The 22,162-nt window shown below is 38.0% G+C and carries 15 protein-coding genes; 14 read left to right on the top strand and 1 reads right to left on the bottom strand.

Going from position 1 to position 22,162, the window contains the following annotated elements; all coding sequences use genetic code 11:
• Window positions 1-152: 152 nt before the first annotated feature.
• The 9 genes from galU (at window position 153) to ACH6EI_RS18820 (ending at window position 14,709) form a co-directional block, all read left to right on the top strand.
• A complete protein-coding gene (gene galU / locus ACH6EI_RS18860) occupies window positions 153-1,034 on the top strand; it encodes a UTP--glucose-1-phosphate uridylyltransferase GalU (protein ID WP_013055839.1) in 882 nt (293 codons plus the stop codon).
• A 66-nt stretch (window positions 1,035-1,100) separates the two neighbouring features.
• Complete coding sequence (locus tag ACH6EI_RS18855) at window positions 1,101-2,354, top strand: glycosyltransferase family 4 protein (RefSeq protein ID WP_099330704.1); 1,254 nt, start codon at window positions 1,101-1,103, stop codon at window positions 2,352-2,354.
• A gap of 52 nt (window positions 2,355-2,406) precedes the next feature.
• Entirely contained in the window at window positions 2,407-3,690 is a 1,284-nt protein-coding gene (locus ACH6EI_RS18850) for a glycosyltransferase (RefSeq protein WP_325075855.1), read from the top strand.
• 76 nt (window positions 3,691-3,766) lie between these two features.
• Window positions 3,767-6,493: a bifunctional glycosyltransferase/CDP-glycerol:glycerophosphate glycerophosphotransferase gene (locus ACH6EI_RS18845; protein ID WP_108674498.1), complete on the top strand. Its 2,727-nt coding sequence runs from the start codon at window positions 3,767-3,769 to the stop codon at window positions 6,491-6,493.
• A 2-nt stretch (window positions 6,494-6,495) separates the two neighbouring features.
• On the top strand, window positions 6,496-7,683 hold the full coding sequence (locus ACH6EI_RS18840; RefSeq protein WP_108674499.1) for a glycosyltransferase family 2 protein: 1,188 nt from the start codon (window positions 6,496-6,498) through the stop codon (window positions 7,681-7,683).
• Window positions 7,646-9,814, top strand: coding sequence for a CDP-glycerol glycerophosphotransferase family protein (locus ACH6EI_RS18835; RefSeq protein WP_108674500.1), 2,169 nt, complete (start codon window positions 7,646-7,648; stop codon window positions 9,812-9,814). Before ACH6EI_RS18840 ends, ACH6EI_RS18835 begins: the two co-directional genes overlap by 38 nt.
• Before the next feature lie 175 nt (window positions 9,815-9,989).
• Window positions 9,990-10,796, top strand: a complete 807-nt coding sequence (locus ACH6EI_RS18830) for an ABC transporter permease (protein WP_097813282.1) — start codon at window positions 9,990-9,992, stop codon at window positions 10,794-10,796.
• A 16-nt stretch (window positions 10,797-10,812) separates the two neighbouring features.
• A complete protein-coding gene (tagH, locus tag ACH6EI_RS18825) occupies window positions 10,813-12,501 on the top strand; it encodes a teichoic acids export ABC transporter ATP-binding subunit TagH (protein WP_108674501.1) in 1,689 nt (562 codons plus the stop codon).
• 123 nt (window positions 12,502-12,624) lie between these two features.
• On the top strand, window positions 12,625-14,709 hold the full coding sequence (locus ACH6EI_RS18820) for a DUF6270 domain-containing protein (RefSeq protein ID WP_108674502.1): 2,085 nt from the start codon (window positions 12,625-12,627) through the stop codon (window positions 14,707-14,709).
• Between the two features lie 34 nt (window positions 14,710-14,743).
• Here the strand turns inward: ACH6EI_RS18820 and tagU are convergent, their stop codons facing one another.
• Window positions 14,744-15,694, bottom strand: a complete 951-nt coding sequence (tagU, locus tag ACH6EI_RS18815; RefSeq protein ID WP_098627419.1) for a polyisoprenyl-teichoic acid--peptidoglycan teichoic acid transferase TagU — start codon at window positions 15,692-15,694, stop codon at window positions 14,744-14,746.
• A gap of 197 nt (window positions 15,695-15,891) precedes the next feature.
• Here tagU and ACH6EI_RS18810 point away from each other — a divergent pair, with 197 nt between their 5' ends.
• The 5 genes from ACH6EI_RS18810 to ACH6EI_RS18790 all read left to right on the top strand — a co-directional run bounded on the left by ACH6EI_RS18810 (window position 15,892) and on the right by ACH6EI_RS18790 (window position 22,140).
• Window positions 15,892-16,677, top strand: coding sequence for an SGNH/GDSL hydrolase family protein (locus tag ACH6EI_RS18810; protein ID WP_108674503.1), 786 nt, complete (start codon window positions 15,892-15,894; stop codon window positions 16,675-16,677).
• Window positions 16,678-16,894: 217 nt separating this feature from the next.
• The gene (locus ACH6EI_RS18805; protein ID WP_099330712.1) at window positions 16,895-17,647 is read left to right on the top strand and encodes a CpsB/CapC family capsule biosynthesis tyrosine phosphatase; all 753 of its coding nucleotides are present in this window, start codon (window positions 16,895-16,897) and stop codon (window positions 17,645-17,647) included.
• A gap of 279 nt (window positions 17,648-17,926) precedes the next feature.
• Window positions 17,927-18,694 carry a tyrosine-protein phosphatase gene (locus ACH6EI_RS18800; protein ID WP_099330713.1) on the top strand — a complete coding sequence of 256 codons (768 nt, stop codon included), beginning with the start codon at window positions 17,927-17,929 and terminating at the stop codon, window positions 18,692-18,694.
• A gap of 100 nt (window positions 18,695-18,794) precedes the next feature.
• The gene (locus ACH6EI_RS18795) at window positions 18,795-20,516 is read left to right on the top strand and encodes a pyruvate oxidase (protein WP_099330714.1); all 1,722 of its coding nucleotides are present in this window, start codon (window positions 18,795-18,797) and stop codon (window positions 20,514-20,516) included.
• A 43-nt stretch (window positions 20,517-20,559) separates the two neighbouring features.
• On the top strand, window positions 20,560-22,140 hold the full coding sequence (locus ACH6EI_RS18790; protein ID WP_099330715.1) for an FMN-binding glutamate synthase family protein: 1,581 nt from the start codon (window positions 20,560-20,562) through the stop codon (window positions 22,138-22,140).
• Window positions 22,141-22,162: the final 22 nt, after the last annotated feature.

Here is a 22,162-nt window from a genome sequence, read left to right as displayed (position 1 = left end):
GTTTGGACGGATTTACAAGTGCAAACCAGCCCATCCTTCTTTTTTGCTTTTAGTGCAAAATTTATCAAATGAAGTCAACATACGGGGAGCGGACGCGGATTTTAGCGGAAAAACTCGTATAGACACAACTACATAATAAAGGAGAACATAACATGCAAAAAGTAAGAAAAGCGATTATTCCAGCAGCAGGGTTAGGAACACGTTTTTTACCTGCTACAAAAGCAATGCCAAAGGAAATGCTTCCGATTGTAGACAAGCCTACTATTCAATATATTATTGAAGAAGCAATTGAGTCAGGCATTGAAGATATTATTATCGTAACGGGCAAAGGCAAGCGTGCAATTGAAGACCACTTTGATAACGCGCCTGAGCTAGAGCAAAACTTAGCTGAAAAAGGTAAATTTGAACTGCTGGAGAAAGTTCGCCAGTCTTCAAATGTGGAAATTCATTATATTCGCCAAAAAGAACCAAAGGGATTAGGGCATGCGGTGTGGTGTGCACGTAACTTTATTGGCAACGAGCCGTTCGCTGTTCTTTTAGGAGACGATATTGTACAGGCAGAAACACCTTGTCTGCGTCAATTAATGAATGAGTATGAGCAAACGTTATCTTCAGTGATTGGTGTTCAGACTGTTCCTGAAAATGAAACGCATCGTTATGGTATCGTAGATCCTTCTTCAAACAAAGGCCGCCGCTACCAAGTAGAGTCATTTGTTGAAAAGCCAGCAGCAGGTACAGCACCTTCAAACTTAGCGATTATGGGCCGCTATGTATTCACTCCTGAGATTTTTAAATTTTTAGAAGAGCAAGAAATCGGAGCGGGCGGGGAAATTCAATTAACTGATGCTATTCAAAAGCTAAATGAAATTCAGCGCGTGTTTGCGTATGATTTTGAAGGCAAGCGCTATGACGTAGGAGAAAAATTAGGCTTTATCCAAACTTCGCTAGAGTTTGCTCTTCAGCACGAAGATTTGCGTAAAGATCTTCTTGTATTTATGGAGCAGCTGTTAAAAGAGCAGCAAATCAAAGCTTAAACAGAGAAACCTGCCGGTAGCTTATGTGAGTAGGCTGCCGGTTAAGTAGTATTGGGGTGAAGCTTAATGACAAAAAAAGTACTTGTGATTTCTCAGCATTTTTATCCAGAAATCGGAAGCGCCGGAAACCGGATGAAAAACGTATATAAGCTCTTAAAAGAAAATGATTATGATGTAGATGTTTTGACAACTGAACCAACGTATCCCAATAAGAAAATTTATAGCGATAAGCAGTTTTGGGACGATGATTCATTAGATGAAGAAAATGATGTTACACGAGTGAAAGTAGCCAATCGCAAATACTCCAGAAGCATTATTAATCGCTTATGGTACTACTTAGAAATTGCGTTTCGCATGATTTTATTTATTTTATTTGACCGTAAAAAATATGATGTTATTTTTGTGACGTCGCCGCCTATTTTTATTGCGGTTGTAGGGTTAGTAGCAAAGTATCGGTACCGGACAAAAATGATTCTGGATATAAGAGATTTGTGGCCGGAATCACTAAAGGGAGTCGGAGTATTTAATTATCGGTTTATTATTTATATCTTCAGCAGGTTAGAAAAACTGCTGTATGTAAAAGCCGATAAAATTATCGTAAACAGTCAGCGCTTCAAAGATTTTATCATCGGTAATTACCATATTCCTCTAAACAAAATCTCTTTTATGCCAAATGCTGCTCGCCAAGAAGAAATTTCTCCGATTGAATCAGGTGACGGGCCTTTTAAAGTCATGTACGCAGGAAATATTGGCTTGGCTCAAGACGTCACCATCTTAATGGAACTAGCGAAAGAACTAAATGAGTATGATATTCAGCTCACGGTGATGGGTTACGGATTTAAAAAGAGGGAATTTGTGAAGTTTGCGAAAGAACATAATCTTTCTAACGTGAATTTCATGAAGCCTTCTACCCGTAAAGAATGTTTAAAGACAATTTCAACCCATCATATTGGAATTGTTACGCTTAACGGCAAGGAAGTATTTGAAACGGTATTGCCTGGAAAAATTATCGACTATATGACGTGCAGTCTTCCTATTGTTGGAGCCGTATCAGGTTATGCAAAAACGATCATTGAAACGACAGAAGCAGGAATTGTAGCAAAGTCCCATGAGGCAGAAGAAATGCTAAAACACATTCTATACCTGTATCAGCGTCCTTCTCTGCGTAGCGAAATGGCACTAAACAGCCGAAAGTATGTTCAGCAGCATTTTCTGTGGGAACGAAATATCAATGTGTTAATCAATTTGATTGAAAACAGAGTACCTGCATATGAAGAGGTGGCTCCTGTAGAAGCGAGAGAAAAAGCCGAAGTTTTATAATTACATAGACTCTTCACTATGAATATCTTAAAAGTAACGACGGAGGATAAAGATGTCTAAGAACGTATGTATGTTTGTGTGGAATCATTTTACCAATGATGCCCGCGTCTTAAGAGAATGTTCTTCATTGGTAGAAGCCGGCTACAATGTGGACCTTATTGCGATTCACGACCGGAAAAATCCACAGCTTAAAAAGAAAGAAGAGCGCAAGGAAGGGTTTACCGTTATTCGTGTAAATAACCAGTTTCCGTTATTACAAATGCTTCTTGGAGCCGCTCGACGTTTGAAAAAAAGTATTCCTTTGCAGCTGCTTGCATTAGTTATACTTGGTCTAGGGTTATGGAAGCTAACAGTCATCACGTTACTAGTAGCTGTTCTTCTTGGACTGTTTGTGACGCCAAAAGCTCGAACGTTTATGGTTCGAGGGTATATTGCAAGTCAAATGGTGAAATACGGATTAAAAAAGAAATATGATATTTATCATTCGAATGATTTAAATACGCTTCCTCAAGGCATTACATGTGCAAAAATTTTGCGCCGGAAAAAGCTAGTCTATGATTCTCACGAAGTGCAAACAAGCCGCACTGGGTACAACAGTCCTATTTACGGAATAATGGAAAAACTTTATATTAAGTTTACGGATGTGATGATTGCAGAAAATCATACGCGTGCTAAATATACGGAAGACTTGTATAAGTTGTATCCCCAGGTTGTTCATAATTATCCGTTTGTTGTGAAGCCAGAGCTGAGTCAATCTGTTAATCTTCATGAGAAGCTGGATATTCCTTCTACTGAACCAATCCTTTTATATCAAGGCGGTGTTCAAGTTGGTAGAGGACTTGATAAGCTGGTAGAAGCAGCACCGCTGTTCAAACGAGGCGTGCTTGTATTCATCGGTGACGGTCGTATCAAACCGCAGCTTCAGAAAATAGTAAAAGAGCAAGGACTTGAAGATCGTGTTAAGTTCTTACCAAAAGTACCGGTGGAAGATCTTATGCATTATACGAAAAACGCGTATCTTGGTTTCCAAGTCTTAAATAATATTTGTTTTAACCATTATTCAGCGTCTTCAAACAAATTATTTGAGTATATGATGAGTGCGGTTCCCGTTATCGCCTGCAGCTTTCCTGAAATTCAAAAAGTAGTAGAATCAGAGAAAGTTGGAGTGTGCGTTGACTCACATGATCCAGTGTCGATTGCCAATGGCGTTAACTACTTGCTTGATCATCCTGAAGAACGTGAACGAATGAGCCTTAATTGCTATCAAGCTCGTGAAAAGTACAACTGGAATAATGAAAAAGAAATTTTTATTGATATCTACAAAAAGCTGGCATAGTATGTCAGCTAGAATTTTAACCTTCTAAATGTGTGCAGCATGATCACTAATTTTTACAAGAATAGGAATGAGCAACTTGAGTAAATATAAAGTCACCGTCGTGATTGTAAACTATAATAAAGAACCCTATATTTCTCAATGTATTGAGTCTGTTATCAATCAGTCTCTGCAGCCAATTGAAATCATTATTGTAGACGATGGGTCAACAGATAACAGCGGCATCATTTCAAGCCGATATGCTGCAGCACATCCTCATGTTCGTTATTTCACTCAAGAAAATAATGGAGTAAGCTCGGCGAGAAACAAAGGCTTATCTTACGCACAAGGCGAGTATGTTGCCTTTTTAGATGCAGATGATTATGTACCGGCTGATGCCTATGAAAGGCTGTATAAAGCCGCAGTGAAATCGGATGCAGATACTGCTGTAGGGAACTTTGAATGTTTTAACGAGTACCGCACTTGGCACTTAGCCTATATGAAGAAAGTCTTTGCAAAAGGCCTTCCTGCCGTACGGCATATTTCTACCCATCAAGAGCTGCATCTTACGCCTTCTGTGAGCAATAAGCTGTTTAGAAGAGAATGGCTGCTTCAGCAAAAGATTGTGTTCCAAGAAAACCTTCAAATAGGTGAAGATTTACTTTTTACACAAAACGCTCTTCATCTTTCAAACAAGACGGCTATGTGTAATTACCCTGTTTTGTACTACCGGGTGAACGAAGAAGAACACACGCTATCTAAGCAAGCAACGCTGGCTTTTTTTGAACAGTTAGTCCTTGTTCAAAAAGAGTTAAAGCAATTGTACGATTCATTACATAGACAGAATGAACTTGTCCATATCGAAAAGCGCCAGCTTGATTTTTTTCTCAGCTCGCTTTTTCGAAAAGCCGCTGCTTTTTCTAAAGAACAATTACATGAGCTTCTTACTGTCAGCCATGCATTTGTTCATATTCTTACAGAAAAAAGCTTGCTAGATCAATTAGATAGCAGAAACAGGCTTCTCTCTCAGATAATTATACAAAAAGATTATGAACCCTTTGTTAAGCTTCTATCTAGCTTTTGTAAAGATTCGTTTACAAACGAACTTGTACAGCAAAATCAAAAAGTGTACAGCAAGCTTATAGAGGAGTATCCTGCCTACGCGCCGTGGCTGGAAATACACAGCTTGCAAGCAGAGCATCGCATTGAAGTAATCAGATTAGAAGGCGCAAATCTTACCATCGGGGGATATGCATTTGTAAAAGGCCTATCTACAGAGGACATACAAAAAGAAATTGTCTTTAAATCCAAAATGGAAACCAAAGTTATCTCGCTCGAAAACGAGCTGCGTACAGATGTAAGTTATTTATTTGCTCATAACAAAATTAACTATCATCATGCCGGTTTTCAAACAATCACAATTAATCTAGTAAACCTTCTGCAAAACGGCAGCTGGAACGTGTTTTTACGCTTGAAAGCTGGAGGGAAAGTAGTTGACGAGCCACTGCAGGTGATCCTGGCACAGCTTAGGAATCATGCAAAACCGAATATTACGCACAATGTAGAAGTCTCAGCTTCTTTTAGCACAAATTCACAGATGAGCGTTCGTGTAAAAAAAGTGAACTTTTTAGAGAAGTGTATATCAAAATTAACCGGGATCAAAAGAGCGGTAAGGTATGATATGAGCTTTCTTAAGAAAAGAGACTATCATACGTTTTCAGCCATTGTGTTATATAAACTGTTCAATCGGTTGTACCGAAATAAAAATATATGGCTAATCGGAGAAAGAAAAGATACGGCTCAGGATAATTCCTATCATTTATATACGTATATTCGAACCAATCATAAGCATCAAAATGCGTACTACGTAATCGATAAAAATGCAGAAGATTACCAGCGGATTAAGCACTTGGGCAATATTGTACACTTCAACAGCTTGAAGCATACCCTGTATTTGCTTGTTTCATATAAGACGATTAACAGTTACTCAGAAGCTTCAAATATGTACACGACCGCGTATAAAAATATTATTAAGTACTATCCCGAGTGGCAGCAAAATGAGAAAGTATTTATTCAGCATGGTGTCATCGGAGTAAGCCGAGTGAATCATGTGCTGCATAAAAATCGAATGAACTACAGCCAGTTTGTTGTGTCTTCCCCATTTGAAAAGAAACACATCGTGAAAGAATTTGGCTATGAAGATAATGAGGTGGTTGTGACAGGCTTGGCGCGGTGGGATGCCTTACAGGATACAAGTAAAGGAAAAGAAATTCTTGTCATGCCCACGTGGAGAAACTGGATCAAAACAGAAAAACAGCTGTTTGAGTCCGACTACTGGAATCGATACATGTCGTTATTTAAAAATCCAGACTTCAACCGAATTCTTGAAGAAAGAGACTTAACGGTTACTTTTTTTCCGCATTATCAGATGCAGCAATTAATCGAATCGTTTCCTGTACTTGGAGAGCGCATTCGAATCGCCAGACAAGGGGAAGAAACGGTTCAAAGCTTGTTAAAGCGGCACAGCATATTGATTACAGACTATTCAACCGTATCTTTTGATTTTGCCTATATGAATAAGCCGGTTTTCTTCTATCAATTTGATTATGATGAATTTTACTCAAAGCATTACAATGAAGGACCAATTAATCACAAAAAAGATTTATTTGGAGAAAGAGCGGAAGAAGAACAAACACTTATTAATTTGCTGGAAAAACATCCTGCATCAGCCAATCAACGAGCCAAGCAAATTTCTAATTATATTATAAAAGAAGAAGGGCGTTCTCACAGCCAGCTTTTATTCCAACAATTAAGCGGAGGGAAATAAAGGTGAAAAAACCACTAATATCAGTCATTTTACCAATCTACAATGTAGAAAATTATATTGAAGAATGCTTAGAATCTTTAGTTAACCAAACCATTGGACATGAAAAATTAGAAGTACTGATGGTAAACGATTGTTCAACAGATAATACTGCTAAGATCATAGATGAGTATGCAGCGCGTTTTCCTCATTTTAAAGCCATTCATTTACCAGAGAACACCGGGGCACCAGGTAAGCCAAGGAATGTAGGGATTGAACAGGCAACGGGGAAATATCTTATTTTCCTAGATCCAGACGATTATATTCCATTAGACGCATACGAATCTCTTTATCAAGTAGCACACGAAAATAATTCAGATTTCGTCATGGGCAAGATGATTAGCTTTGATGAAGAAGACGGACGGGAATATGAACATGTAACGTTCAAAAACTATTTGCTGCAAAAACAATACTATAACGTTACGATTAAAGACGCTCCTTTCTTTCTGCAAGTAAAGACAGCCGTATATTTAAAACTAGTCAAAACATCTTTTATTAAAAATCATGGTATCTCGTTTATCGAAGGGATGAAAAATGGCGAGGACAAATACTATGACATGCAGCTGTTCACCAAAGCTAAAAAGTTCAGCTATATTCCTAAAGTCATCTATATGTACCGAGCACGAAATGATGAAAAGAACTTGTCGCTGACGCAGCGAGATATCGTAAGCACGGTTGAAAATGACGTAAAAGCAGCTAAGCTGGTCAAGCCTCTTTTAAACGATGAGAGCTATGCATATTTTCAAATTAACGCGTTAAGATCTTTGTTATGGAAAATCTGCGACCCAGACTTTAATCGCCTCGAATGGGAAACGCGATTATATTTAATTCACTTAGTTACGGATGTTGTAAAAGATTATGATAAACGTTTAGTAGAGAAGTATTTAGCGCTTGAAGAGCCTTTCTTGAGCTTAATCAATAAAGGGTATATTCAAGAAGCGTTAGAATACAATAAAATGCTCGCTTCTCGTCGCTGGTGGTATAAGCAAGGAAGAGAACTGCAAATCGAATATAGAAAGCATTCAAAAATAAGAAAAAGCTTTTCTTGGAAGATTACTAAATTCCTGCGCAACCGCAACATACGATTAAAACAACTAATTAAGAGGAGATATATAAATGAAGGTAAGCGTAGTCACAATTTTGCAGGAAAGTAATATTGAAAATTTTAATAGTGGTCTAGAAGTGCTTAAAAAGCAAACACTTGGCTTTGACAATATGGAACTAATTGTTATTGATCAAGCTGAAAGCAAATCTGAAGAGCAAATTATTGAATTGGCCCAGTTAGCTAAAAAAGCTAACGTTCGCGTACAGCACGATAATAGCCTGAAAGTTGAAGAGTTGAGAGGGAAATATATTAGCTTTTTTGACTTTAATTACAGTACTTCCCCTCACTTGTATAAAAATCTTTGTCGGGAAATGGACAAGCATTCAGTAGATTTTGTTTCTGCTAATTTAATTACGTCTATTAGAGAAGATCGCAATTTAGCAGGAGCTGAAGAGGTAATCGGAGCGGGCGTTAATGCTATGGCCGGTTTAAAGCTCATAAATAAAGAAAGTTTATTAAAAATGGCAGGGGAAAATAAAATAGAGGTGAGCGACTCATTCATTGAGCTGCTGAATATTAATTTTTACCTTCGACCGTTTACTTTTAAATATGTAAACAAACAGTTTTATCGCAACAAGTTTACATTTAATGAATCCTACGTAAATAACTCAATTTCACATATTCGGTATATTGCGGAGCATGTTGATTTATCGGCATCGGAAAAATCCGTTTCATTGGTGAAAGTCCAGTTGTTAAAGCATCTAACTTTTTTATTGGACAAAAATATGTTTACAGATAATTTGTCGGAAGAAGAGCAAGTAGCTGCGTACGACGTATTACGAAATTTCCTTGGCCGTGTCAGTAAGAAAGACATTCAATCTAATGATTTAGATGGGTACACGCCTTTATTTAATATGGTAAATAAAAAGTTAGATGAAGAAGCGACTCATTATATTAAATTATTAAGAAGTAAAAGACACTGGTATGAACAAACGAACAAATATAAGCAGTACTTTGAAAAAAATCCATATGATTTAGAAGAATCTCTATCATGGAAGCTTACTAAGCCTCTTCGCTTATTCAGCAAATGGTTCGTAGAGATAAAGCAATGGTTTTATAAGGTGTTTTTGCTAACTTTAGCTGCAATATGGAAGCCCCTTACGTTCAATCGGAAAATTTGGCTGGTAGGGGAGCGGGAAGATCAAGCAGAAGATAATGGATATTTCTTCTTCAAGCATTGCCGTGAAAACTATCCAAAGGAGAAAGTGTATTATATCATCAGCAAAGATTCTCCTCATCTCTACAAGGTAAAGAAGCTTGGAAATGTTATCTATCATTCTTCTTTAAAGCATCAGCTTTATATGCTAGTTGCAGATACTTACATTAGCGCTTGGACATTCGATGAATGCTCATATCCAGCTCCTAAAAAACAGTTCATCAAAATGTTTGGCAAGCAGCTAGCGAAGAAGTTCACTATTTGCTTGCAGCACGGAGTTATTATTCACAATATCTCTCCTTATTTGCATAAAGATCGCTACAATCAAAACCTTATTATTTCTAGCTCTGAATATGAAAAGAAAATCATTCAAAATACGTTAGGATACAGCGACCAGGAAGTAGCTGTAACAGGATTAGCAAGATTTGATAATCTTCATGAATTATCGCTGAAAAAACAAATCTTAATTATGCCTACATGGAGAAGACATCTCTTTAAGATTAATAAAAGCAGCTTTTTAAGGTCCGACTATTACAAAGCATACCGAAATTTAATCAGTAATAAAGAATTTCTAGACATGATTGAACGTCATAATATTTCGGTTAAGTTTTATATTCATAATCAAATGCAAAAATTTATGGATAACTTTGTTGTAGAACATCCTAATATTGAATTTTTAGTAAAGAGTACAGCCACGGTTTCTGAGCTTTTGAAGGAAAGTTCTTTGTTAATAACAGATTACTCTTCTGTATCAAGTGATTTTCTATATATGAATAAGCCTGTTGTGATGTATCAATTCGATCCTCATAATAACCATCATGCACCTGTGAAGGAAATCCAATACAGCAATTTAGGCTCAATTGTTTCAAATGAGAATGAATTAGTACAAACTGTTCAAAGAATTGTAGAAAATGACTTTAAGGCTGATAGACAATATGTTAAGAATTCTCAGCGAATCTTTAAGTATAAAGATCAAAACAATTGCCAACGAATTTATGAAGTTATCAAACAGAAAACATCATAATTGAAACTATTGACCCAATTGAAGTGATACAATAGAATAGTATGCCATCACAGGAAGTGCAAGTTATACTTGCACTTCCTACATGTAAGATGACTTTATTAGAAATAAAGATAGCTATTTTGACATCGTTCCTAATAGAGTATATATGAATAAATTGTGCAGAAGGAATTGCTATATGAAATCAATTAAAATTGTTATGCAAGAACAAATCCGTAATTTGTATATGATTGGACGACTCTCCGGATATGAATTAAAAAAATCATATGCAGGCAACCTGCTCGGAAGTTTTTGGATTATCTTAAATCCGTTGTTTCAAATAGGTGTATACTGGATTGTATTTGGATTAGGAGTGCGAGGCGGGCGTGATGTAGAAGGCATTCCATTCTTTATATGGCTAATTTGCGGGCTGATTCCATGGTTTTTTATGAGTGCGTCCATTTTGCAAGGGTCCAATTCAGTCTATGCGAGATTAAATTCTGTTTCTAAAATGAATTTTCCACTAAGCGTCATACCGACATATGTTATTGTTTCACAAGTATATACGCATTTAATTCTTATGGGCATGCTGCTCGTCATTGTCATTGTGTCTCAAGGTTTTAGTCATTTAAATGTAATTAGCTTACTGTATTTTATGCTGTCTTCTTTTGTATTTTTACTTTCTCTATCGTTTATAACATCGACTTTATCAACGATGGTGAGGGACATTCATTTATTAATTCAGACAGCTACGCGTATGCTATTTTACATTACGCCAATTTTATGGATTCCCAGTGATAACACCCCGCAGCTGTTGAAGGAAGTATTTGCGATGAATCCTTTTTATTATTTAGTAGAGGGCTATCGTGATTCTTTATTAACAGGCGGCTGGGGATTAATTACATCTCCATACACAATTGTATTTTGGCTCATCATTTGTGGACTATTTGTTTTTGGTTCAGCAATTCATGTAAAGTTCAGAAAGCAGTTTGTTGATTACTTATAAAAGGTGAATGAAATATATGGGTTATAAAGTCAAGTTTCAGCAAGTAACAAAAAAATACAAAATGTATAATAAACAAACAGATAAGCTGAAGGATTTACTTTGGAACAGAGGAAAAGGCGAATACCACTATGCGTTAAATAAAATTTCCTTTGAAGTGAATGAAGGTGAAATTGTTGGAGTAATAGGCCTTAACGGCTCTGGTAAAAGTACACTTTCAAACTTAATTGCCGGTGTGACTATGCCAAATGAAGGAACGGTAGACATTAACGGAAGCGCCTCTTTGATTGCTATTGGTGCAGGTTTGAATAACCAATTAACAGGCCTTCAAAATATCGAGCTAAAAGGTTTGATGATGGGGCTTAATAAACATCAAATCGAAAAGATTACACCTAAAGTAATTGAATTTGCTGATATCGGAAAGTTTATTAACCAACCGGTAAAAACGTACTCAAGCGGAATGAAATCTAGACTGGGGTTTGCTATATCCGTCAACATTGATCCCGACATTTTAGTTATTGATGAAGCGTTATCTGTTGGAGACCAGACTTTTACAAATAAGTGTTTAGAAAAAATGAATGAATTTAAAGAAAATGGCAAGACCATCTTCTTTATCAGTCATTCGCTTTCACAAGTGAGAAGCTTTTGTACCAAAGCGCTTTGGATTCATTACGGACATGTAAAAGAATACGGAGATATTACTGAAGTAGCAGACCATTACGCTGCTTTTTTAAAAGAATATAACGCTATGTCGAAAGAAGAGCGAGAACAGCTTAAAGAGCAGCAGCTCAGCGAATCAGCGCACGGTCTGCTGATGTCAACAAGCGAAAAAAGCGAAAAGAAAGCCGATAGTAAAGAGGAAGAACCTAGATTTTCAAAAAGATCGCAGCGAATGAAGCAACAAAAAGACAAATCTGCAAAGAAAAGAAGCTCTAAGAAAAAGGTTCTATTATCAGCCGCTACCCTTCTGTTAGCAGGAAGTGCAGGTGTAGCTGCATATGCCGTCAAAAACAACGTTCCGCACGATAAGCGTGCTGTCTCTGAGCAAGCTGATCCGGCTTCTACTTCTCATAAAAATGATGTCGATAAGGTAGCGGTGAATACTAAAACAGCATTTGTACGTGACGAAGCGGACTTGAAGAGTAATCAAAAGACCATCCTGTCGTTTGGAGAAGTTTATTCCGTTCTTGATCGAAAAAAAGATCCTGATGAAGATATGGAATGGATTAAAGTAAAAGTAGGAGAAGGCCGAGTTGGATGGGTCAGTTCTTATCTTGTTGCTCCTTACAAAGAGGACAAGCAAGTTGTAGCGAAAGAAAATATAGAAACGCTAAATGAGTTTACAAACGTGAAATATGACAGTACAATAGCTAATTTATTACGTCCTTTAGGAGGCTCAGTTGAGCATTTAAGTCAGACGTTTACTAAAACGTTAACTAGTCAACGAGAATCTAACGATGGAAATCTACTGAATTATGGATCTGTACAATACGTATCGCTGAATAATGAAGTTGAAGAAGTTTCACTTAGAAACTTTGATGAAAGCAGCAGTAAAGTACTGGAAGCGTTAAAAGAAAAGCCGGTCTTTACAAATGAGAAAGAAGGATTATACTTCTATCAATCTCAAAATTATTATATAAAAGTGTATGAAGACGTTAAAACAAATAAAATCACTCTTATTTCATTTGTAAAACGTTCAAATACGTAGGTCTTTTAACAGGATATATCCATATCCTGTTTTTTTAAGGAAATTAACAGCTTGCAAAGCGAAAAATATGCTACTAAAGTACCTGTCAGCGACTAAAAAGTAAAAGGGCGGTTCAATTAACTTATGACATCTTTTATAAAGGATATTCAATTTAATTTACATACTGGCATTATTTATATAAAAGGAGAAAGTAGTGTACAAATTTCTGAACAAACTCCTCATGTCATGATTCGAGAAAGAATGGAAGCTGACTGTTTAGCTTTACCGAACAGTTTTGAAATCCAGACGAATTGGAATGAGCAGCAGTTTTCGTTTACGCTTAATCTTCAAGAAGCAAAGAAAATAGTAGAGCAAGGGCAGATATGGGATTTTCAATTTATTGTGGACGAAGAGAAGCACTTGCTAGACATATCACGCGTATCTAACTACGAAACATCTTATTACAGCTCTGAAGGTTCGTTACATACAATAGCTCTGTATACGACAAAGTCAAATACGCTGGCTATATTTGTACGTCCTAAACAGGTGAAGTACGGTATGACGAATATGAAACTAGATGAGCAGACATTAAAGTGCTCTATTGAAATAGACCAGCAAATTGCGCATAGTATTAAAGAGTGCCGGCTGAAGTTTAAAAGAAAGGAATCAGAGGCTGTTCGTATTCATCGCACAGAACTGACGGTTCAAGGAGAAAAGACAAAAGAACGTCATTATTGTTTTACAATCCCTAAAGATAACATTTTCACCCAGGACATTCTTAGACATGGTGATAGTTGGGAAGCCTTCATTGAATTTTCAGACGGTGAATGCCGGGAAATCAGTACTGATTTTATAATAGAAAAAAATGCTATTGATGATCGTTTTACACCAATTCTTTCGTCTCCTTTATTCAAATCAGTTTTTACTTTAAATGGAAATGGACAGTTGCATATTAAGATAAATAAAGTAAATATTGACGTTAGACTTCACCAATTTTCTTATCAAGACAACGGAGTTATAGGGCTACAAGGTACAATTAAGTCAATGGAGAATGTAAATCAAAAACTGCAAGCGGTTCAGCTATACCTTCGTCCGAAAGATAATCTATCTCTAAAATGTCTGACGCCTTATACAATAGAGCTGCCTTTTAATGAGACAGAAGGTTCTTTTTACAGCGAGTTTTCTCTTCAAGATCTTTTTAAGCATCAGCGTAAACTAGATCAAACTGGTTTTGATGTACAAATTTTATTACAAGATAAAAAAACAGGATGTAAAGGCGAATACGATATTAGCTTATCAAGCCTTAAAGAGAAGGGCTGGAAATATCAATCCATTGGAAATGGCTTTGAAATAAAGCCTTATACAACGAAAATCAGCACTTTGGCTTTATGGATGAAAAAAGTGAAGAGTGTAGCTGCCAAAGATCCAGTTAAAATTGCAGTGTACGGATCTTGCTACAGCCGAGCTGCCTTTAACTCTCAGCCTTATTTTAATCCGGATTATAAAGAAAAGTACAAGGTAGTATATACTCAATTTCATTCTAATACGATAAGTACGATGAGTAATCCGATTGAGTATAAAGAAGCGTACTTTAGACAATACAATGAAGCGGAAAAGGGCTTTATTCAAGATGATTTTGAAAAAACCTTCTTTCAAAGAATCAGTCAAACCGCACCTGAATTTTTGATTATCGACTTTTATTCTGATGTATTCCTGGACTTAGCGGTTATTAACAATAAGCACATTATTACGGGAAATTACTTTTTAAGAGGTTCGCAATATTTATACGATGTCTCCGGATCTGTAGAATTCATTAACCGAAAAAACATGGATAGTTATCTTATCCAATGGCGTGATGCGATGGAAAGATTTTCAGCAAAAATTAAAGAGTATCTTCCTGAAGAACGGATCATTTTGCAAAAAGCCCGGAGTATAGGGGAATTTTATAGTAAAAGCGGAGATAGACAGAAGTTTAGTACGCCAACTGAGCAAGTAGATTTTAATAACTATTTGTATGAATATATGGAAAGATATTTCTTGCAGCTAATGCCGAAGGCTCAAATTATTGATGTAACCAACTATGGATTTATTGGTCATGAGACGTATCCGGATGGTAACTCTATTAATCATTATGAACCAAGCTATTATAAAGAACTAATGAAGCAGTTAGATCATATTGTGATTCGAACGACGGCTAATGAATACAAGGTAAAAGAGTTAACACGCTAAAAAAACGGGCTACTGTGAAAAGTAGCCCGTTTTCTTATTTTACATTTAAATGATCTTTTAACTTAGTAGACAACTCTTGGCGCGTTGCATCTGAAACTGCATAGTAGTAAATGCCGTTAATTTTCTCACCTTGACCGTCTACTTGAAGCTGCTCTACGTTATGACGAGCATCTTTATAGTTGGATTGAATTTGCTTCATATCGTCGAATGTAAGGTTTGTTCTAACATTTGTTCCAATGGCGTCTAAGATATTGCCGTAGTTTGCTAGAGATTGAACGCTTGCTCCTTCGTCAATAACACCTTCAATAATTTGACGCTGGCGCATTTGACGACCAAAATCTCCGCGAGGATCTTTTTTACGCATACGAGAGTAAGCAAGAGCTTCTTTCCCGTCTAGCGTAAGCTTTCCTTTTTTAAAGCTGTATCCGTCATAATTAAAGTCCAAGTCGTTATTCACTGTCACGCCTCCAACTGCGTCAACAATGTCTTTAAAGCTTTCCATATTAACTTGTACATAATAGTCAACCGGCACATCTAAGAACTTTTCAACTGTATTTACAGCCATATCGACACCGCCGAATGCATAGGCGTGATTGATTTTGTCAGTCGTTCCTTTTCCAACAATCTCTGTGCGCGTATCACGAGGAATGCTGACCATCTTCATCGATTGGTCTTTTGGGTTCACCGTCATTAGAATTAATGAGTCAGAACGCCCGCGGTCTCCTGCACGCTGATCCACTCCTAAAAGCAATATTGAAATAGGATCTTTGTCACTAAAAGAAACTTTCTCAGATCTTTTCTCTGATACATCACGTTTTAAAGGCTCATGAGTTTCTGTGAACGTTTTTTCAACAGAATGCCAAATACTGTAGGCATAAGCACCTACACCAAGGATTAATAATACAATAATACCCGTAACAATTTTTAATGCTCTTTTTTTCTTCGGCTTTCTCCTTTTACGCTTGCGAGTTTGAGATTCTTCCATATTCATTGTCTCTTCCTTTGCTTAATATATTGATAAAATAAATGAAGTACCTATGTAAGTCATTATTCTTATCTTGAAAAAACTTTTCTGTATCAAAATTACTGAAAAAATGACAAATTTAATCATTTTCCTGCACTTACTTACAAATTATATTATAATAAGAGCAAAAAAGAAAGATATAGTAAGGGAGACAATATATGAAAATTTGGATTAATATTCTAGCAGTCATGGTTTTTATTGCCGCAATTTCAGCCGGAAAAGTGTATTGGAACAACAAGGTATCAGAACAATCTGTTTCCAGACCAATCAAAGTTGAAGCTTCCAGTGATGCAAGTAATGCAGAAGCTACTTGGAAAGAACACGCTCAAAATCTTCCAAAGTCTATCAAAACTAAACTTCAAAAAGCCGAGCAGACAAAAACACCGTTGAAGCTAGTTATTGTTGGATCAGCACCGCATGAAGAAGTAAAAGCTACTTGGGGGGAGCTGTTGAAGAAAAAAATTGAAGATACATATGGTTCTTCCTTAATCCAAGTTGAAGTCCGTGAATATAAGGATATGACAACCTTACAGTTTATCAAAAGCGATACATATAAAGAAATTGCCAAGGCAAGTCCAGATGTTTTGCTGTTTGAACCGTTTCTTTTAAATGATAACGGCGTAGTAGGCATTGAGAATACGTTAGACAATGTAGATATTATCTTGACGTACTTAAAACGCCAAAATGAACAGCTGGTTACGATTCTTCAGCCGTCAGCTCCGGTTTATAAAGCAAATAATTACCCATCTGATGCCAAAGCATTAGAAGAGTTTGCAAAAGAAAATGACTATGAATATATCAATCATTGGAAAGCATGGCCGGACTATCAGTCAGAAAAGATTTCAGCTTATTTAACACAAGCGCCTGGTCAGCCTAATGACAAGGGAGAACAGCTGTGGGCACAGTATTTAGAACAGTATTTTACAAATTCTAAATCTAATTAGTAAAGAGCAAGCCTAACCACTTGGTTAGGCTTGTTCTGTTTTATAGGTAGAAGCACTTGCAAAATGCATTTCAAGACACAATGAGAGCTTGTAAGACATAAAACTTATACATAAGAAACCATTTCTTTTTATATAGAAAAGTCGGCAAGGGGTCTATGATATAATATAATTCATGGAATACTATCCATGATCTGAGGCATAGAAAGAGGAGAAAAAAATGATAGATATATATACCAATATCTTGCCAAATGTGAACAGTGGTCCCAAAAGTGTAGAAGAATTTTTAGAAATGGCAAATGTATTAGTGAAACAAGGAGTAACAGAAGTCGTAGCAGCCCCTCTTTATGACGGAAAAGATTCCAGCTATAGAGAAGGTGTCGATCTTGCGAATGAATGGTTAAGAAAATCTTCTATTTCGTTAAGCGTTTTACCAGGTCAAAAAGTAATTGCCTCTACCAATATGATTGTATCAAATGAAGAGTATTACACGATGACAATAAATGAAAATGAAAAATATATGTTTTTACACATTCCACAAGACGTGGAAATTGAAGTGTTAGAAAATATTGCTTACGAGCTTCAGCTAAAAGGTATTGTACCGGTTTTAAATGAGCCTGAGTGCCATTCATTATTTGTGGAAAACCCTCCGCACTTGTACAAGCTCGTAAAAAATGGAGCAGTCGTTCAGCTGTCTGCACAAAGTGTGCTGGGCGGCAACGGCAGTAAAGCTAAAAAAGCAGCTTATCAGTTCATTGATCACGGATTAGCACACGTTATTGCATCAGGTGTAAATCGTGAAAACTACCAGCAGTACGGCCTGCAAAAAGCCTATTCAACCGTTTCTAAAAAATACGGCAACAGCAAGCTCTATCATTTCATGGAAAATGCTGAAGCCATTGCGAGCGGGAAGGCTATTTATAAACAAGAGCCTGAGCGCATCAAAAAAACAAAATTTCTAGGAATTTTTTAACTTTTCCCTTTGTACCCTGATTAACTTCTGTTTAATCAGGGTATTTGCATACAAAGACCTATTTAATTCCCTTCTTTTATCATCATTATTTGGATTTATTTTACAAATTATGTTTGCGTTTTCACATAGAGTGATAGTAAAATATTGTTAGTTAAGTAGATGACAGAAAAGTGCGCGGTTTTCCGGGGTTTGTGGTGGTAAATGTCGAGAAGAATACATAGTTTCACATTTAAAATCGTCGTAGAATAGAGCTATACAAAACGCAGGGAGGGAAATAAAGTGATTGATATTCATACGTACATATTGCCTAATATCGATAGCGGACCTGAGGAAGTAGACGGCTTTTTGAAGATGGCACGCTCCTTAGCGGATCAAGGTGTTCAGTCCGTTGTGGCGACGCCGCTTTATGATAGCGATCAAGAGTTTATGAAACACCATTTATTTCTCTATGTAAATGCAGCTAATGAATGGCTCACAAATTCATGTATTCCTCTTCAAGTCTTACCAGGCCAGCTTGTCCCTTTATCACCTCAACTTCTGCGAAACTATGAGCGAAATCAGCTTCTTACGCTTAATCACACCGATAAATATTTGTTTCTTTCACTGCCTGAATATGATATCTCACCTTATTTTGAAAAAACGCTGTATGATCTTCTCACAAAAGGCGTTGTGCCTATTCTGCGTTCACCAGAATGTCATCCGATTTTCCGAGATCACCCTGAGCGTTTGTATGAGCTTGTAAAAAAAGGTGTACTCGTTCAGCTAAGCGCTGCTAGTATTCTCGGTTTAAACGGAAAAAAAGAAAGAAAAGCGGCCTGTACGTTTATTAAATACCGCTTCGCCCACGTGATTGCCTCTGGCGTTCATGCTCGCAATTACCACGACTATTCACTTTCAAAAGCGTACGATTATATTTCCGATATGTACGGTGCGTCAGAACTTTATTTTTTTATCGAAAATGCGGAAGCCATTATCGACGGTCGTCCGGTGCATCAATTAGAGCCTGAGCCGATGAGAAAATTTAGTTTATTTAAATTATTTAGCTGAAAACAAGGGACTTTTCCATAAAAACGGGAAAGTCCCTTGTTTTGTCTTTCTTTCATTGTGGTATGGAATAGAAACAAAGCTAAAGAAAGGAAGGCTGAATATGATAAAAACTACAGCTGGCAAAGCAGCTATGTCGGTATTAAAAGAATGGAATATCGATCACATTTTCGGTATGCCGGGAGATTCCATCAATCATTTTATGGACAATCTGCGAAGTGAAAAAGATGAAATTGAGTTTATTCAAGTCCGTCACGAGGAAGTAGGCGCACTTGCGGCATCTTCTTACGCTAAAATTACAGGCAAAATCGGCGTGTGTCTGTCGATTGGAGGGCCGGGTGCGATTCACTTGTTAAACGGCTTATATGATGCCAAAGCAGACGGTGCACCGGTGCTAGTGCTAGCCGGACAGGTGCCTCGTGCGAAGCTTGGCAATGAATCGTTTCAAGAAGTGAATTTAGAACGTGTTTTTGACGATGTGTCGGTGTTTAATCACCGCGTAGACTCGCCGGAATCATTTCCGCATCTGCTGCAGCAAGCGATTCGCACAGCTTATGCCAAAAAAGGCGTAGCGGTGTTAGTCATTCCAGATGATATTCCGTCTTCAACGATTAGAATTGACTCAAAAACGCCAGTTGCGAACGTATCAAAAACCATTTCTCACAGTGATTCAGAAGATGTAGCTAAAGCGCTTCTAGCGATTAAATACGCAAAAAAACCGGTTATTTTAGCAGGAACGGGTGCAAAGCACGCCAAGCTTGAGTTAGCGCAGTTTGCGGAAAAAATTGCGGCGCCGATTATCTTTACGCTTCCGGGTAAAGGAATACTGCCTGATCATCATCCTTATAACCTGGGGCAGCTCGGTCAAATTGGGACGAAGCCGGCGTATGAAGCGATGGAAGAAACCGATTTGTTGATTATGATTGGAACTTCGTTTCCATACCGTGAGTTTTTACCGGACGGGGTTGAAGCGATTCAGCTGGACTCTGACGCCACACAAATCGGCAGACGCTATCCTGTATCGATTGGATTAGTCGGAGACTCTAAAACGACGCTTTCCCAGCTTGCGCATAATTTAGATTATCAAGAAAACCGCCGTTTCTTAGAAGAGTGTCAAGTTAATATGGAAAACTGGTGGAAGCACGTAGAAAAAGAAGAAAACGAAGTGAGCACGCCAATCAAGCCGCAGCAAGTCATTCCTAAACTGCAAAAAATCGTTGATGATGATGCAATTGTATCTGTTGATGTCGGGAACGTGACGGTATGGATGGCGAGACATTTCCGTATGACGAATCAAAAATTTGTCATTTCAAGCTGGCTGGCAACGATGGGCTGCGGACTTCCGGCTGCGATTGCAGGAAAGCTTGCTCATCCGGAAAAACAATCGGTAGCCGTGTGCGGAGACGGAGGATTTACGATGGTCATGCAAGATTTTGTGACGGCTGTGAAGTACAAGCTGCCAATCGTTGTAGTCGTCCTTAATAACAGTGAAATCGGCATGATTAAATATGAACAAGCCATTCAAGGTCACTTGGATTATCAAACACAGCTTGGTGAAATGAACTTTGCGAAGTTCGCTGAATCGTGCGGAGGAATTGGCTATCGCGTTGAAAAATACGAGGAGCTCGAAACAGCATTTGAAAAAGCAGCGCTTGCGAATGTCCCTGTTGTGATTGATGTCGTTGTCGCGGATGAACCGCCGCTTCCAGGCAAAATTTCATTTGGACAAGCAGCCAATTATTCGAAGCACATCATGAAAAAGTTTTTCAAAGAACATGAGCTCGAAATGCCGCCGCTTCGTAAAGGACTAAGCAGAATGCTTTAATCAGTGACTCTCCGTATAGGAGAGTCTTTTTAGGAGGGATATCATGGGAGTGTTTGAAATCATTTTACTTATTTTTGGTGCGGTCATGATGCTTGTGATTGTAGTGCCGGTTATTATCGCTATTATTCTTTGGATGAAAGATGAAAAACAAGAAGAGCATTCGGTTTTGAGAAACTATCCGCTGCTCGGGAAAATGCGCTATATTTTTGAGAAAATGGGGCCTGAACTGCGTCAGTATTTATTTTTAAATAATAACGAAGGCAAGCCGTTTTCTAGAAATCAATACGAGCAAACCGTTAAGTCAGGTAAATACTTGAACCGAATGATGGGGTTTGGCTCAGAACGTGATTTTAACGAACCGGGATACTATATTCGAAATGCCGTGTTTCCAAAGCAGCGCGATGAAATGAAAGCGGATAATACGACAAAAGTTAAAACGAAAGTATATAAAATGGACGCCGATAACTTATTCAGCCGAAGAGAGCACCGAGAAGAAAAAGAAGCGGCTCCGTTTTATTTGCGGGATGAAGATGCGGTTGTTATAGGTCCTTCATGCAAAAATCCATTTGTTGTAAAAGGATTAATCGGTCAATCCGGCATGAGCTTTGGAGCGCTTGGTGACCATGCGATTACCGCTTTATCCCTAGGGTTAGGTCGAGCAGGCGGCACGTGGATGAACACGGGAGAAGGCGGACTGTCACCGTATCATTTAAAAGGAAACGTCGATATCATTTTTCAAATTGGCCCTGGGCTTTTTGGCGTTCGGACAAAAGAAGGCGAGTTTTCATGGGAAGAGTTTAAAAAGAAAAGTGAAATGAAGCAAATCAAAGCGTTTGAAATCAAGCTTGCCCAAGGAGCCAAAACGCGAGGCGGTCACGTGGACGGTTCAAAAGTAACGGAAGAAATCGCCGAAATCCGCAACTTAAAGCCAGGAGAATCGGTAGACAGTCCAAATCGTTTTAAAGAGTTCGCGTCGTATCCTGAAATGTTTGGGTTTATTGAAAAGCTTCGAGATGTGGGCGGCAAGCCAGTAGGCATTAAAATGGTGGTCGGAAACACAAATGATCTTGAAGAAATGGCGGCGTATATGAAAGAGACCGGAAGCGGACCTGATTTTATTACGATCGACGGAGCAGAAGGCGGAACGGGCGCATCGTTTCAAGAATTAGCGGACGGAGCGGGCGTACCGCTGTTTTCAGGGCTTCCTTTTGTGGATGAACTGCTTAAAAAATATGGCGTTCGTGATGAAGTGAAGCTTTTTGCATCGGGCAAGCTGCTAACGGCTGATAAAATTGCGACGGCTTTATCACTGGGTGCCGACTGCGTAAATATTGCCAGAGGCTTTATGTTTTCCGTTGGCTGTATTCAAGCGCAGGTTTGTCACAACAACAGGTGCCCCGTCGGCGTAGCCACAACAGATCCAAAGCTGCAAAAAGCGCTTATTATTGAAGAAAAATCATATCGGGTGTGCAACTACGTGCTGTCATTACGTGAAGGGTTGTTTAATTTAGCAGCAGCTGCCGGCATTGATTCACCAACGAAGTTTTCAAAAAAACACGTGGTGTTCAAAAACAGCAGCGGACAGTTAGCTGATATTTCTGTAAAAGAAAAGATGTACGTATAAAAAAGCTGCCAATCGGCAGCTT

This window comes from Priestia sp. JSM ZJ58, from assembly GCF_044383985.1.
Taxonomy (GTDB): Bacteria; Bacillota; Bacilli; order Bacillales; family Bacillaceae_H; genus Priestia; species Priestia zanthoxyli.
This window is presented reverse-complemented; position numbering and strand designations above follow the sequence as displayed.

Bases quoted from the DNA above. Each gene is read 5' to 3' on its own strand.
- galU (WP_013055839.1), top strand. From the start codon at position 153: ATGCAAAAAGTAAGAAAAGCGATTATTCCAGCAGCAGGGTTAGGAACA.
- ACH6EI_RS18855 (WP_099330704.1), top strand. From the start codon at position 1,101: ATGACAAAAAAAGTACTTGTGATTTCTCAGCATTTTTATCCAGAAATC.
- ACH6EI_RS18850 (WP_325075855.1), top strand. From the start codon at position 2,407: ATGTCTAAGAACGTATGTATGTTTGTGTGGAATCATTTTACCAATGAT.
- ACH6EI_RS18835 (WP_108674500.1), top strand. From the start codon at position 7,646: ATGAAGGTAAGCGTAGTCACAATTTTGCAGGAAAGTAATATTGAAAAT.
- ACH6EI_RS18830 (WP_097813282.1), top strand. From the start codon at position 9,990: ATGAAATCAATTAAAATTGTTATGCAAGAACAAATCCGTAATTTGTAT.
- tagH (WP_108674501.1), top strand. From the start codon at position 10,813: ATGGGTTATAAAGTCAAGTTTCAGCAAGTAACAAAAAAATACAAAATG.
- ACH6EI_RS18820 (WP_108674502.1), top strand. From the start codon at position 12,625: ATGACATCTTTTATAAAGGATATTCAATTTAATTTACATACTGGCATT.
- tagU (WP_098627419.1), bottom strand. From the start codon at position 15,694: ATGGAAGAATCTCAAACTCGCAAGCGTAAAAGGAGAAAGCCGAAGAAA.
- ACH6EI_RS18810 (WP_108674503.1), top strand. From the start codon at position 15,892: ATGAAAATTTGGATTAATATTCTAGCAGTCATGGTTTTTATTGCCGCA.
- ACH6EI_RS18805 (WP_099330712.1), top strand. From the start codon at position 16,895: ATGATAGATATATATACCAATATCTTGCCAAATGTGAACAGTGGTCCC.
- ACH6EI_RS18795 (WP_099330714.1), top strand. From the start codon at position 18,795: ATGATAAAAACTACAGCTGGCAAAGCAGCTATGTCGGTATTAAAAGAA.
- ACH6EI_RS18790 (WP_099330715.1), top strand. From the start codon at position 20,560: ATGGGAGTGTTTGAAATCATTTTACTTATTTTTGGTGCGGTCATGATG.